The 12,566-nt window shown below is 37.8% G+C and carries 18 protein-coding genes; 6 read left to right on the forward strand and 12 right to left on the reverse strand.

Annotated features, from left to right (window positions below):
- Positions 1–2: 2 nt before the first annotated feature.
- Positions 3–860 carry a carboxylating nicotinate-nucleotide diphosphorylase gene (gene nadC, locus DN064_RS04240; RefSeq protein WP_115461394.1) on the reverse strand — a complete coding sequence of 286 codons (858 nt, stop codon included), beginning with the start codon at positions 858–860 and terminating at the stop codon, positions 3–5.
- A gap of 100 nt (positions 861–960) precedes the next feature.
- On the opposite strand from nadC, the gene rlmH reads away from it, so the two are divergent.
- Positions 961–1,434 (forward strand): 23S rRNA (pseudouridine(1915)-N(3))-methyltransferase RlmH, encoded by a 474-nt coding sequence (rlmH, locus tag DN064_RS04245; RefSeq protein WP_115461395.1) that lies wholly within the window; start codon positions 961–963, stop codon positions 1,432–1,434.
- Positions 1,435–1,468: 34 nt separating this feature from the next.
- Here the strand turns inward: rlmH and DN064_RS04250 are convergent, their stop codons facing one another.
- From DN064_RS04250 to DN064_RS04265, 4 genes are all read right to left on the reverse strand, one after another.
- Positions 1,469–1,768, reverse strand: a complete 300-nt coding sequence (locus tag DN064_RS04250; protein ID WP_115461396.1) for an HPF/RaiA family ribosome-associated protein — start codon at positions 1,766–1,768, stop codon at positions 1,469–1,471.
- Between the two features lie 139 nt (positions 1,769–1,907).
- Positions 1,908–2,612 carry a hypothetical protein gene (locus DN064_RS04255; RefSeq protein WP_157962230.1) on the reverse strand — a complete coding sequence of 235 codons (705 nt, stop codon included), beginning with the start codon at positions 2,610–2,612 and terminating at the stop codon, positions 1,908–1,910.
- A gap of 6 nt (positions 2,613–2,618) precedes the next feature.
- Complete coding sequence (locus DN064_RS04260) at positions 2,619–3,128, reverse strand: lactoylglutathione lyase family protein (RefSeq protein ID WP_115461398.1); 510 nt, start codon at positions 3,126–3,128, stop codon at positions 2,619–2,621.
- Positions 3,125–3,475, reverse strand: a complete 351-nt coding sequence (locus tag DN064_RS04265; protein WP_115461399.1) for a hypothetical protein — start codon at positions 3,473–3,475, stop codon at positions 3,125–3,127. Before DN064_RS04265 ends, DN064_RS04260 begins: the two co-directional genes overlap by 4 nt.
- 138 nt (positions 3,476–3,613) lie before the next feature.
- On the opposite strand from DN064_RS04265, the gene DN064_RS04270 reads away from it, so the two are divergent.
- Positions 3,614–4,387, forward strand: a complete 774-nt coding sequence (locus tag DN064_RS04270; protein ID WP_115461400.1) for a DUF481 domain-containing protein — start codon at positions 3,614–3,616, stop codon at positions 4,385–4,387.
- Here the strand turns inward: DN064_RS04270 and DN064_RS04275 are convergent, their stop codons facing one another.
- The gene (locus DN064_RS04275) at positions 4,388–4,762 is read right to left on the reverse strand and encodes a hypothetical protein (protein WP_115461401.1); all 375 of its coding nucleotides are present in this window, start codon (positions 4,760–4,762) and stop codon (positions 4,388–4,390) included. It lies immediately after the preceding gene.
- 93 nt (positions 4,763–4,855) lie between these two features.
- Here DN064_RS04275 and DN064_RS04280 point away from each other — a divergent pair, with 93 nt between their 5' ends.
- The 3 genes from DN064_RS04280 (at position 4,856) to DN064_RS04290 (ending at position 8,230) form a co-directional block, all read left to right on the forward strand.
- A complete protein-coding gene (locus DN064_RS04280) occupies positions 4,856–5,425 on the forward strand; it encodes a non-canonical purine NTP diphosphatase (protein WP_115461402.1) in 570 nt (189 codons plus the stop codon).
- A 180-nt stretch (positions 5,426–5,605) separates the two neighbouring features.
- A complete protein-coding gene (locus DN064_RS04285) occupies positions 5,606–7,312 on the forward strand; it encodes a DEAD/DEAH box helicase (protein WP_115461403.1) in 1,707 nt (568 codons plus the stop codon).
- A gap of 105 nt (positions 7,313–7,417) precedes the next feature.
- Positions 7,418–8,230 carry a carboxypeptidase-like regulatory domain-containing protein gene (locus DN064_RS04290; RefSeq protein WP_115461737.1) on the forward strand — a complete coding sequence of 271 codons (813 nt, stop codon included), beginning with the start codon at positions 7,418–7,420 and terminating at the stop codon, positions 8,228–8,230.
- A 2-nt stretch (positions 8,231–8,232) separates the two neighbouring features.
- Here the strand turns inward: DN064_RS04290 and DN064_RS04295 are convergent, their stop codons facing one another.
- The 3 genes from DN064_RS04295 to DN064_RS04305 are packed head-to-tail and all read right to left on the reverse strand — an operon-like array spanning position 8,233 to position 9,823.
- Positions 8,233–8,601 carry a VOC family protein gene (locus DN064_RS04295; RefSeq protein WP_115461404.1) on the reverse strand — a complete coding sequence of 123 codons (369 nt, stop codon included), beginning with the start codon at positions 8,599–8,601 and terminating at the stop codon, positions 8,233–8,235.
- Positions 8,601–9,128: an SRPBCC family protein gene (locus DN064_RS04300; protein WP_115461405.1), complete on the reverse strand. Its 528-nt coding sequence runs from the start codon at positions 9,126–9,128 to the stop codon at positions 8,601–8,603. Before DN064_RS04300 ends, DN064_RS04295 begins: the two co-directional genes overlap by 1 nt.
- 38 nt (positions 9,129–9,166) lie before the next feature.
- The gene (locus DN064_RS04305; protein WP_115461406.1) at positions 9,167–9,823 is read right to left on the reverse strand and encodes a TrmH family RNA methyltransferase; all 657 of its coding nucleotides are present in this window, start codon (positions 9,821–9,823) and stop codon (positions 9,167–9,169) included.
- A gap of 62 nt (positions 9,824–9,885) precedes the next feature.
- Between DN064_RS04305 and DN064_RS04310 the strand changes: the two genes are divergently transcribed.
- Complete coding sequence (locus tag DN064_RS04310) at positions 9,886–10,566, forward strand: SIR2 family NAD-dependent protein deacylase (RefSeq protein WP_115461407.1); 681 nt, start codon at positions 9,886–9,888, stop codon at positions 10,564–10,566.
- A gap of 29 nt (positions 10,567–10,595) precedes the next feature.
- Here DN064_RS04310 and DN064_RS04315 read toward each other — a convergent pair whose 3' ends face one another.
- From DN064_RS04315 to DN064_RS04325, 3 genes are all read right to left on the reverse strand, one after another.
- Positions 10,596–10,796, reverse strand: a complete 201-nt coding sequence (locus DN064_RS04315; protein ID WP_115461408.1) for a helix-turn-helix transcriptional regulator — start codon at positions 10,794–10,796, stop codon at positions 10,596–10,598.
- A complete protein-coding gene (locus DN064_RS04320; protein ID WP_115461409.1) occupies positions 10,796–11,236 on the reverse strand; it encodes a hypothetical protein in 441 nt (146 codons plus the stop codon). Before DN064_RS04320 ends, DN064_RS04315 begins: the two co-directional genes overlap by 1 nt.
- Positions 11,237–11,317: 81 nt before the next feature.
- Complete coding sequence (locus DN064_RS04325; RefSeq protein WP_232827380.1) at positions 11,318–12,553, reverse strand: glycosyltransferase family 4 protein; 1,236 nt, start codon at positions 12,551–12,553, stop codon at positions 11,318–11,320.
- Between the last annotated feature and the right edge of the window lie 13 nt (positions 12,554–12,566).

The raw sequence follows: 12,566 nt of genomic DNA on the forward strand, positions 1-12,566 counted from the left end.
GGCTAAACTGCTTTTAAACTTAAATCCATATTATAAACAGAATGTGTCAACGCCCCAGATGAGATATAATTTACGCCACATTCAGCATATGATCTTATAGTTGATTCTGTGATTCCACCTGAAGATTCTGTGAGACATTTATTACCAATGCGTTTAACCGCTTCTCTCGTTTCGTCAAAATTAAAGTTATCAATAAGAATACGATAGACGCCATCAGACTTCAGGATTTCATCTATTTCATCTAGGTTCCTTGCCTCTACAATAATTTTGAGATCCAAGTCATGGGATCTCAGATAGTTTTTAGTTTTTTCTATGGCCTCAGTGATTCCTCCCGAAAAATCAATATGGTTGTCTTTTAACATGATCATATCATAAAGCGCAAACCTATGATTTTCACCACCACCAATTTTAACAGCCCATTTTTCGAGGGCTCTAATTCCAGGGGTGGTTTTTCTGGTATCTAAAATCTTGGTGTTGGTACCTTCCAACAATTTGACAAACGATTGGGTTTTGGTTGCAATGGCGCTCATACGCTGCATAGCGTTTAATACTAACCGCTCAGACTTAAGAATGGACTGTGATGCACCCTCCACATAAAAGACAATATCCCCATGTGATACCTTACTTCCATCTGGAATCAACGTCTCAATTGTCATATCAGAATCCACATAGTGAAATACCTTCTTTGCAAAATCAACACCCGCTATAATGCCTTCATCTTTAACTAACAGCTTCGCCTTACCCTTGGCATCCTTTGGGATACAGGCCAGGGAACTATGGTCGCCATCACCAATATCTTCTCGTATGGCATTGGTAATAATGAGATAGAGCTCGTTTTGAAATTGTGCTTCGGAAATCATGTGGAATTTTATGTAAAAATAGGAATTGGAAACCGAATTCAAACCACCTATAACCTTAAAACTCCCGAATTATTGGTAGCTTTGATTTCATTTATTTTGAATGACTATTTCACTTCTAGCCATAGGAAAAACCGATAATAAACAGCTTCAATCTTTAATTGAAGACTATTCCAGGCGTTTAAAACACTACGTAAAATTTGAACTGGATGTTATTCCAGATATTAAAAACGCCAAGAACCTCTCCGAGACCGAACAAAAAAAGCGAGAAGGTGAGCTCATACTTAAGAAAATTCAGAATACAGATGTGATAGTTCTACTCGATGAAAATGGAAAAGACTACAGTTCAGTGCTATTTTCTAAATACTTGCAAAAACATATGAACTCAGGCATCAAACGCCTGGTGTTTGTGATTGGAGGGCCCTATGGTTTTTCAGAAGAAATGTATCAGGCAGCGAAAGGACAACTCAGTCTGTCAAAAATGACATTCTCACACCAGATGGTGCGCTTGTTCGCAATCGAACAAATATATAGAGGGTTTACTATTTTAAGGAATGAACCCTATCACCATAGATAAATAGCAAACCCTCTAAAAATTTTGCGCCGGAAGTTTAATAGGTCTTAAATACTTCTTTGCGCTTTTTCAACTGACGATTCAAATCGCTAATAGTTTCCGATACTGCCAGCTCATACGAATGCTCATTAGAGGTCGCATAGAGTCTTGGTCCCGGAAGACTCAATTCTATATTACAAATTTTTCCTGCTTCATGGTCTTTATCATCATGTTTGATGTACACCTGAGCAGATATTAAGAATTCAAATTTCTCAGCTAATTTCTGAAGCTTTTCTTCAGTAAATGCTGAAAGTGTTGCACTAACGTCGGTATTTACATATTGAAAATTCACTGTCATAAGATCACGTCATTTATTGTTTTTCTATTTATCTAAGATACGGAAACCTGCCTTTTAACAAGGTGATAATAATCATAAAATTTCTTGAAATATCATCATTTGACCGGTCAAAAAGATAGATTGTGTTAATCAATTCTTTTTAGATTTGACACTTCTTAGGTATCACCAATTTACGCTTGACTTGTTTTACTTCCGCTAGCGTAAACCGACTTATAATCGCAGCATTCTTGTCTAATACTGTCTTAGACAAAACTAACCCACTATCGGTAAATCGAGTCTCAAACCAATATTCATAAGTGTCGGGATCTAAAAATGGTGGCATATGATCTGGATAATTATAATCAAAGACATAGATTTTCTTGGCAAAGGACTGATCGACCTCGTTGGTATTAAGAATAGTTATTTTCTTAACACGCTTAGCTTTTATTACCGTGTCAGTCACAAAGTGATTATAATCCATGGGACGCTCCATAAAATAGGGATCCCACTTTTTAACATCTTCACACTTCACCACAACATCCACCCCACTGGAATAAATAAACTTAGAAACAGTTGCTGAAGCCGTCAATAAGTTGTTATCTCTAAACTCTATGCGATTGCTTTTCTGTTCTGAGGTATCTACCCTAGCAATAATGGAATTATCTCCCGAATTGGCTAGTATAATACGTGTTCCGGAGGATGCTTCCGTACCTTGTTGTTCTGATTCATAGCGAAGTACTGTGTCAAACTCATACTGCAATTGTGCATGACAAAACTGCAACAGGCACATGGCCAATCCAAGAAAAAGTAGTGGTAATCGCATCATTTGACTAAAGTAGTACTTTCTGAAAAAGGGTTCTATCAAAACATTTTATTCTTGATAGGCCCCAGATGAATAAGTCAGCTCATAACTGTGGGTGTATATCTCAAATACAATTCCAAAGGGATCCTCTACGTATACCATCTGATAGGGCTTTTCACCCGGATAATAGGTTCTTATAGGCATACGCTGTTTACCCCCGTGATCTACGATTTTTTTAGTCAGGCCTTCTATATCAGGATCCTGAACACAAAAATGAAAAAGCCCCGTATTAAAAGGGTTAAACTCTGGCGCCTCTTTTACTCCATGCGGAAAGCTAAATAACTCAATACCTATACCATCTGAGGTGGCCATATGCGCAATATCAAACTGTTCCCAGTCTTCGCCAAACACATCGATGCACATTTGTCCAATGGCTGTCTCACGTTCTTTTTTAACGGTTGAAGGTGCCATAATAAGATACCAGCCCATAACCTCATTATAAAATTTAACGGCTTTATTGATATCTGGAACGGTAATCCCTATATGAGAAAACGATCTCGGGTAGTTTTGCTCTTTCATTTCTTGTACTTTTTAAATGTCACTTTAGCTTTTGTTGGTTTGTTAGAATCAAAATACATTTCAAATCCAGGCTTCAAAAAAAACCCCTTCTTTTCTTTAACGGGAACTTCAACCTCAGCGAGTATTTTGCCATTCTCTTCTATGCGAACAAAAAACGGGTTATCTCCTAAGTTTTTGATAATACCCATACTTAGATCATCCGTATAAGGATTAATAGCCCCATCTTGACCTGGCCCCTTGCCGGTAATGCCCATACTTTGCCTCGAGCCTAACTCAATTATCTGTTGGGCATACAAACCAGTTTGAATCATTAAAACAACACATATAATGTTTAAAATCTTCTTCATTACATTGATTTTTAAACGCTTAAATTACAATTAAATGCTAACAACCACACCTAATTTATTAAGTTATAACATCGTTTTAATAGGGTATAATTATTTATTTTCGCGATTGAAAAAATTGCTGGTTTAAACTAAGAGCTTATGAAGGCCCTTTGTTATATTCTTCTTTGTTTCCCATTTCTAGCCTCCGCTCAGTTAAACGAGAGCGACTCTTTAAAGACTAAAGCCAGTCTATCTTTGACCGGTCTTTGGCAGGGTGGTAATGTTCAAACACTCATATTTAGAGCACGTGCCGACTTTAGTACGGAACTTTGGGGTAAAACCGTTTTTAAAACTCAGAATTCATATATCTATCAGGAATTCGGAAAAGAAAAAGCGGATGAGGATATACTGTCGCTTAATTTCCTTTATTTCAACCCGAAAAGAAAGATTTACCCGTTAGCCTTAGGATTTGTTAGTTCTAATTTTAGAAGACAGATTGACGTTAGATACATTGTGGGTGGTGGTGCTTCGTTTGAAGTTTATAAAAAGAAACAGAATTTCCTAAAGTTTTCTCTAACATCGGAATTTGAGTTTACCAATTATAAAAGTGCTGAGTTTAACTACGAGCAATACAACGGTGATAGAACCATCGACACCTGGCGTGCCACTATTTGGATTAATGGGAAATACTACTTTTTTAAAAAAGCCATGATCCTTGCACATGAAATGTATTTTCAACCATCTGTCCTGGATCGCAATAACTTTAGGTGGAGTGCAGATTTAAGTTTAAACTTTCCCATATGGAAGTATCTAAGCTTTAAAATTAATTACCTCCATACCTCCGAACGCATAGTTATAGCAGGTCAAAAACAAGATGATCAGTTTTTAACACTTGGGTTTACACTAACAAGCTTCCCAGATAAGAACAAATAATTAGCGTATTGACTCAGTCTTTTCAAATTTCTTAATACGTGTCATCCTCACATACTTAAAAAACATAGCCAATGACATCAACAGATTCAAAAGAAAAATAATCGACCCGATTATTATCAGTTGATACGCATTTTTATTTATGGATATAAACTCGTTGAACTCGGACAATACCGCAGCTAAAAACAAAATGTTGGTTAGAAAAAAAGCTGAGGCCATAAGTATGCCATAAACTCGGTTTCTAAGCACTAATTGGGCAGCCACCAATAAAGCCAACACGAATAATGTAGGATTATAGGAAAATGGTGGAGTGTAGCCAGCCAAAAGGATGATGGTGAGAAAATAGATTTCCGGAATAAATGATAAAAAGGGCTTCACGGTAAACAATAAATGAATTAATATTGATTATAGGTCTGATATAAGAACATACTTCTGATCTAAAAATTGTACCTAATGATGTATTTTCGAATTATGAAACTCGTCTTTGCCACAAACAACCTGAACAAACTAAAAGAAGTTCAGAGCATCTTACCAGAGCGTATTGAATTATTAAGTCTAAAGGATATTGGTTGTCATGAGGATATTCCTGAGAATCAGGATACCATTGAAGGCAATGCCATCCAAAAGGCAGACTACCTAAAAACGCATTACGGCTATGATTGTTTTGCCGATGACACTGGGCTTGAAGTGAAGGCACTTAATGGCGAACCTGGGGTGTTTTCAGCGCGATACGCAGGTCCGCAACGCAATGCGGAGGATAACATGAATAAATTACTCAACAATCTTGAATCTAAAGATGATAGATCAGCGCAATTTAAAACGGTGATTGCTTTAATATTAAATGGCGAACAACACACTTTTACAGGAATTTGTAAAGGCGACATCACCACATCAAAATCAGGAAATAAGGGATTTGGGTATGATCCCATATTTAAGCCAGAAGGCTACCAACAGACCTTTGCCGAAATGGATCTGGATCTTAAAAATGAGATTGGCCATCGTGGGAAAGCAATAAAACTACTGATTGCATTTCTGAGCTAAAACAGAAAATCTAAAAACACCACTACATATTAAAAGGAATGACTACCTTTGCAGCCTGAAAATCAGACGGTTTTTCAGTTATATGCCTCAGGGTGAGGCCGTGCTTCAGGAAGTTTTAGTTAGTTATGTCGATACGCTTCTTCGGGCACTTTTCAAACTAGATCGATATACTAAAACAAGATGAATGCATTTGAAGCTTTAGGCCTTGATATTCCATTTATTAATGCCATAAACGATTTAGGCTTTACCCAACCCAGTGAGGTTCAGGAAAAGGCCATCCCTTTACTTTTAAATTCCAGTGAAGACCTTGTAGCCCTTGCACAGACAGGGACGGGAAAAACGGCCGCTTTTGGTTTCCCTATGCTACAAAATATTGATGTAAATAGTCGTACCACTCAAGGACTTATCCTCTCGCCTACGCGTGAGTTATGCCTTCAAATCACAAATGAACTTGGTTTGTATGGGAAGTACTTGAAAGGTTTGAATGTCACCGCCATTTATGGTGGAGCTAGCATAACCGATCAGGCTAGTAAGGTGAAAAAGGGGGCGCAAATCATTGTGGCCACACCAGGGAGAATGAAAGACATGATCAACCGAAAAATGGTAGACATTTCAAAAATTGAATATGCAGTCCTTGATGAGGCGGATGAAATGTTAAACATGGGTTTTTATGAAGATATCAATGACATCCTATCCTATACTCCGCAGGATAAAAGCACCTGGTTATTTTCAGCCACGATGCCAAAAGAGGTGGCTACCATTGCCAAAAAATTTATGTACCAACCCAACGAAATTACAGTAGGGCACAAAAATGTTGGTAGCGAACAGGTGAGTCATGAATACTATTTGGTTGGAAGTCGTGATCGTTACCTGGCTCTAAAGCGTTTGGCCGATGCTAATCCAGATATATTTTCTGTGATTTTTTGTAGAACTAAAAGAGATACGCAGAAGATTGCTGAAAAGCTGATTGAGGACGGGTATAACGCTGGTGCGCTTCATGGTGACCTTAGTCAAAATCAGCGTGACATGGTAATGAAATCCTTTAGAAATAAGCAGATCCAAATGCTTGTTGCAACGGATGTAGCTGCAAGAGGGATTGATGTGGATGATATAACACACGTTATCAATTACCAACTTCCTGACGAAATTGAAACCTATACCCACCGTTCTGGAAGAACCGGGCGTGCTGGAAAAACTGGTATCTCAATGGTAATTATTACCAAAAGCGAACAGCGAAAAATTAAAGCTATAGAACGAATAATACAAAAGTCATTTACCAAAAAACGTTTCCCCGACGGAGATGAGATTTGTAGAGTACAATTAATGTCTTTAGCTAACAAAATTCACGATACAGAAATCAATCATGATATTGACAATTATTTAAATGATCTAAACGCCTTATACGAAGATACCTCTAAGGAGGAACTCATTAAAAAGATATTTTCTGTAGAGTTCACTCGATTCAGCAACTACTACAAGAACGCTAAGGACCTCAACAACGTTTCCTCAGGGCCAGAAAGCACTGGAAACGAAAAGTCCGTTAGGTTCTTTATCAATGTGGGTAAGAAGGATGGTTATGATTGGATGTCTTTAAAAGACTTTTTAAAAGCTATACTAGAACTTGGAAAAGACGATGTATTTAAAGTTGATGTCAAAGACAGTTTCTCATTTTTTAATACGGATGAAAAATTCGCCACTAAAGTCCTAGAGTTCTTTCAGGACTTTAAATACAACGGAAGGTTTGTTAATGTTGAAATCAGCGAAAATCCCGAAAGCAGAAAAAAAAGAAGAAAATCCAGCAGAGGAACAAAGGTAAATCCGAGAGATAGAAAGAGTAACCGCTCTAAATCACTCAGTCAGCGTCCACGACGTTCTAGAAGGAGGTAATTTGCCTAATTAACAGTATTTGACTTGTTAATAATACGCCAATTACTATATTGTACACGCTATTACTAGAGATAGTTTAGTACCTTTACAAGGAATTGTATGGAAATGAAAAACTATATATTTTTCTTCTTTTTATTCATTTCATTGTGTGGTTTTGCCCAGATTGATTCTACAAGCACTCAGGAACCTACCCGTGTTTACGGACGAATTATGAGTACAACCACCAATGGCCCGTTGGTTGATGTCAATATCGTCAACTTAAATCAGGTGATTGGAACCACCACTGACGATGATGGGCAGTTTGACATTAGAGCAAAAGTCAACGACACACTACACCTTTCCTATCTAGGCTATAAATCCATTAAGGTGCGCGTTACTAATGACTGGATCAAGTTTGGAAATACAGAAATTGAAATGACCGAGTTGGCCTTGGCGTTAGAAGAAGTGGTTGTGAATCAATTACGGCTTACGGGCTATCTTGAAGTAGACATAAGAAACGTACCAGAGACCTCAAATAATAGATACAGAATTTCAGGTTTACCCAACCAGGGGTATGAAGCTGGTGGTCAAAAAAGTGGGGTCAATAAGGTCCTAAGCTCCATCTTTAATCCTGCTGATTTTCTCTATAAAATGTTTGGAAAGAAACCTAAGGCTATGAAAAAACTTCAGAAAATGAAGGAAGACGACGCCATTAGGAATCAACTTGCCAAACGTTATGATAGAGAAATGCTCATGGTACTGCTTCAGGTTGATAAATTTGATCTTGATGAAATTGTCAACCAGTGCAATTACTCTTTAGACTTCATTAATTCTGCTAACGATCTACAAGTGCTTGATGCCATTAGCGAATGCTACGAAGAATACCGTATTCTTAACAGGAATAACCCTAGGAATAAAACAGCAAAGAATAAGGCCTAAGCCTATTTGTTCGAATGCAAGGCGACTCGATTCCCTTCAGAATCAATAAAAACACCCATGTACCCATGTTCCTCTGATATTTGAGTTTTAGTCTGGTAGATTTGGCCTCCTTCGGCTTCTATGCGATCTAGTTCAATCTGTACATCATCTGACATAAAATACACCAAGGTACCTTCCTGACTTGGGATATAGGATTCCTGCTTGATCAAGGTTCCGGTAGCACCATAAGCACCGTTATTGTCAGGAAACCATCCCATTTTTAATCCACCTAGGTCAACTTCTTTTATTTGAATAGAGAAAACAGTCTCATAAAAGGATTTAGCGCGAGCCATATCGTTTACTGGGATCTCAAACCATCCTACCGTTGCCATTATTTCTCGAGAATTACTTTTAAGTTAGATAGGCCTTCTTCAAAGTCTTTACCTACAGTCTTATCCATACTAAAAAACAAGAAAAATACATTAAATGGTATTTTATTAACACCTGAAAACCCCCATGTTACTCGAGTAGTGGCCTTGTTTTCTTGCTCAACATTAATATAGGCATCAGACTCAGATTCCCAGGGTTTAAAGAACCGTAATTGCGAATCGATACGCTCATTTTCAATAATCTTCTTAATTTCTTGCTCTCCTACTCCAACATCTTTATTCCCTTCCCAGTGCGCCACAAAACCAACTTCACCGTCGGTACCCGTATAGGTCTGCGTCATATTGGGATCTTTCTTCTTCCAGGGAGACCAATCATCATGGTTTTTTAAGAACTTTAAATACTGAAACACGTCTTCTACTGGACGATCAATATTAATACTTCTATGTACATGATATGTTTTGGGGGCAATGGCAATCAAGAAAATAATGAGCACTACTATTCCTAGTAGCACATAAAGAAAAACGGTCATGGCTCTATAATTTAGTTAGTGACTGTAAGTTACAAAATTTATTGACCCGCCTCGAACCGCCTTATTAACGCTTCATGATCCTTCAAAGTCTTTGTGGTCCAATCCATGCGCTTGGCCAATTGTTCTTCTGGACTTAATTGCCAGTAAACATCTGATTGCCTCAGTTTTGATGTCAACTGCTGTAAGATTATGGCGGCAGATACCGATATATTGAGGCTTTCTGTAAAGCCAACCATAGGAATCTTAATTTGTATATCTGCACTGTCTAATACGGCATCGGACAAGCCTTCGGTCTCACGACCAAAAAAGAAACAAGAGGCTTTTGTAACATCAAAATCACTTAAGTTAGTATCCTCGGCATGAGGACTAGTTGCAACAATTTGGTACCCTTGGGCTTTTAAGTTCTTAATGCAAGCTTTAGTGGTTTTATACCGATGCACATCCACCCATTTTTGAGCACCCATGGCAATTTCTCGATCAATCTTCTTGACGTTGACTTCTTCGATGATATGCACATCCTGAATACCAAAAACATCACAAGATCTTATAACAGCACTAGTATTGTGAAGTTGATACACGTCTTCAACAGCCACAGTAAAGTGCCTAGTCCGCTGTGATAAAACTTTAGTAAATCGGTTTCTGCGATTCTCTGTGAGATACGATTCTAGAAATTCTAAGAGTGGTATATGCGTCATTAATCAAATGTAAGAAACTAGTAGTAATTGAATATTTTTGACAAAAGAATAATAAGAAGAATATGAAGCAGTTGGTAGTGCTTACCGGTGCAGGTATGAGCGCCGAAAGTGGTTTAAAGACCTTTAGAGACGAAAACGGTTTATGGGAAGGGCATGATGTCACCAAAGTAGCCTCACCAGTAGGATTTAGAGAAAATCCAGAGTTGGTTCTTGATTTTTATAACCAAAGACGACGTCAGTTAAAAGAAACGGAGCCTAATGCTGCACATCTAGCCATTGCTCAATTAGAGGACAGCTATGACGTAAGTATCATTACACAAAATGTCGATAATTTACATGAACGGGCGGGAAGTACTAATATTTTGCATCTTCATGGAGAGCTAACCAAAGTTAGGAGTACCGGAAATCCTCAGGATGTTAAAGATTGGACTGAAGACCTTTTTTTAGGGGATCTTTGTGAAAGAGGCCATCAATTACGGCCTCACATTGTCTGGTTTGGTGAAGCCGTACCCATGATAGACCCCGCTATAGACATATGCAACACTGCAGAAATTTTACTGATTATTGGCACCAGCTTACAAGTGTACCCCGCTGCCAGTTTAATGCACTACGTACCTTCAGGCATTCCCATATTTTACATCGATCCAAGACCCCATCTTGAAAGTCAGGGCAATTTAACGGTCATTCCAAAAGTTGCTTCTGAGGGTATTGAAGATTTTAAGAATTTACTCAAATCCATCTGATTAATAATCCTACTAATAATAAGGCGAGGTTAATCATCTGAACTTAGTTTAAAAAAGTCATTTACCGGTTTCTGGAATAATTCTGACAACTTCAATGCCAATACAGTGGATGGCACATATCTATTAGCCTCAATAGAATTGATGGTCTGCCTGGAAACGCCAATTTTTTTGGCTAACTCATCCTGAGTGAGGTTGAGAATAGCACGCTCTACTTTTATGGTATTTTCCATTATCGGTTGCGTTTTAAAACCTCAAAAAACATAATCTGCAACATGAGCATAAAAGACAACACCTGAAAATAGCTGAAGCTATCTGTCATATCTCCTTTAATTAGATAAAAAACTAACACATTTACCAAGGGTTGAACAAGGGAATACACCACGGCTAGAACAAATGCCAGAGTAAAGGATTTAGCTCTTAAGGAGACGATCATTTCATCCTCTTCCTTATCTTTTGACAATGAGATTACTAATAATCCTATTAGCAACACCCGCTTTAAAACAAAGCTGGACTCTAGAGTGTTTAAATCCATAAGCTTCAGCAACATTAATAACACTAGACAAAGTACACTTAATAAAATTCCAAATCGCTTCCATTTGTGTTCCAATTGAAACGCGGCCCAGCGTTCGATTTTATTGCGTTCGCATTCTTGAATATTCTTTAATCCCATGACAAAATAATTTTATATTAAGTAAAGTATGATTTACTATATGACAAATATACTTTACAATTGTTACAATAAAAAATAAAATTATTTATTCTTAGCTTCAATCCATTTGCTTAAATACTTACTAGCCTTAACAGTCTCTTGAAGAAATAATTGACCAGTAAAATGCTTTTGTCTGTGAAGATTAAGGTCATTTGAGATAGTCTTGAGGACATTTTCAAGTGCCTCCAAGAAAGTTGATTTTAAGAATCGACCTTGTAATACTTGAGTACCATTTTGTTGAAAGTGGTTCCATTGTTCAACCTCAGAATAAAGTTCGATGGCTCTATTGGCAAATTCTTCGTAATCATCTACAATGAATCCATTAGTTTCCATTTTCGCAAAAATACCCTCAGCTGCTACTCCAGTCATAACAGCAGGAGTACCTGTTTTCATGGCATCAAACAACTTTCCTTTTAATCCCGCACCAAAGCGCAAAGGTGCCAGGCAGACCCTATAATTAGACATGGTAGATCCAATATCTTCAGCAGGCCCCATCACATAAAATCCTTGCTTCTCGTTATGCAGTTGTTGCACTTTGTGTGATTGATAAGCACCATAAACATGGAGTTCAGCTTTAGGAAGTGACTTTCTTATAAGGGGCCAGATGTAACCTTTTAAAAATTGAATAGCATTCGCGTTTGGAGCATGCAAATAATTACCAACCATTAAAAAATGCTTTCGTTGCTCAAATGAGGGAAATTCATCTAACGCTTTTAGTTCCTTATGTTTAAAAACAAAGGGGAGATATAGCAATTGACTTTCTGGAAAACCCAACTGCTGACAAACGATTTCTTTCTCGGCTTCCGAAATCACCAAAGTAAGATCACAGCGGTACATGGACACTAGTTCGCGTTTGGTGACTTGGTTTTGAAGATGCCCATTGCTTAGCTCCTCATCCTTTTTATAAGCCATCTCTCTCGCCCTTCTGAGGCCATGGAAATCTTCTCCATCCAATATTCTAATGGTATTCGGTAATTGTTCTGCAACTCGCCAACCAAATTGTTCTTCGCTAACAAAGCGGTCGAACATTACCACATCGGGTTTTAAATGATTGATGAATTCATCAAATGAGGAATTATTTAATTCTATGGCATGGGTAGATACACCAATAGAACTAAGATCAAATGAACGGTCAGTTTGTTGTGCTGTGCTTACAAACGTAATATCATAGTCCAAATCCTTGAACAAATCAATGAGTTGCAACATACGCCAACCTGCCGCAGAACTTGTCGGTTCAGGCCACACTAAACCAATGATTAAAAGTTTAAGAGATCTCAACTTGGAAATACAT

It is taken from the genome of Winogradskyella aurantiaca, from assembly GCF_003362725.1.
Classification (GTDB): domain Bacteria; phylum Bacteroidota; class Bacteroidia; order Flavobacteriales; family Flavobacteriaceae; genus Winogradskyella_A; species Winogradskyella_A aurantiaca.

Excerpts from the sequence above, each read along its gene's own strand:
- nadC (WP_115461394.1), bottom strand. The coding sequence starts at position 860 with ATGATTTCCGAAGCACAATTTCAAAACGAGCTCTATCTCATTATTACC.
- rlmH (WP_115461395.1), top strand. The coding sequence starts at position 961 with ATGACTATTTCACTTCTAGCCATAGGAAAAACCGATAATAAACAGCTT.
- DN064_RS04250 (WP_115461396.1), bottom strand. The coding sequence starts at position 1,768 with ATGACAGTGAATTTTCAATATGTAAATACCGACGTTAGTGCAACACTT.
- DN064_RS04260 (WP_115461398.1), bottom strand. The coding sequence starts at position 3,128 with ATGAAAGAGCAAAACTACCCGAGATCGTTTTCTCATATAGGGATTACC.
- DN064_RS04265 (WP_115461399.1), bottom strand. The coding sequence starts at position 3,475 with ATGAAGAAGATTTTAAACATTATATGTGTTGTTTTAATGATTCAAACT.
- DN064_RS04270 (WP_115461400.1), top strand. The coding sequence starts at position 3,614 with ATGAAGGCCCTTTGTTATATTCTTCTTTGTTTCCCATTTCTAGCCTCC.
- DN064_RS04280 (WP_115461402.1), top strand. The coding sequence starts at position 4,856 with ATGAAACTCGTCTTTGCCACAAACAACCTGAACAAACTAAAAGAAGTT.
- DN064_RS04285 (WP_115461403.1), top strand. The coding sequence starts at position 5,606 with ATGAATGCATTTGAAGCTTTAGGCCTTGATATTCCATTTATTAATGCC.
- DN064_RS04290 (WP_115461737.1), top strand. The coding sequence starts at position 7,418 with ATGAAAAACTATATATTTTTCTTCTTTTTATTCATTTCATTGTGTGGT.
- DN064_RS04295 (WP_115461404.1), bottom strand. The coding sequence starts at position 8,601 with ATGGCAACGGTAGGATGGTTTGAGATCCCAGTAAACGATATGGCTCGC.
- DN064_RS04300 (WP_115461405.1), bottom strand. The coding sequence starts at position 9,128 with ATGACCGTTTTTCTTTATGTGCTACTAGGAATAGTAGTGCTCATTATT.
- DN064_RS04305 (WP_115461406.1), bottom strand. The coding sequence starts at position 9,823 with ATGACGCATATACCACTCTTAGAATTTCTAGAATCGTATCTCACAGAG.
- DN064_RS04310 (WP_115461407.1), top strand. The coding sequence starts at position 9,886 with ATGAAGCAGTTGGTAGTGCTTACCGGTGCAGGTATGAGCGCCGAAAGT.
- DN064_RS04315 (WP_115461408.1), bottom strand. The coding sequence starts at position 10,796 with ATGGAAAATACCATAAAAGTAGAGCGTGCTATTCTCAACCTCACTCAG.
- DN064_RS04320 (WP_115461409.1), bottom strand. The coding sequence starts at position 11,236 with ATGGGATTAAAGAATATTCAAGAATGCGAACGCAATAAAATCGAACGC.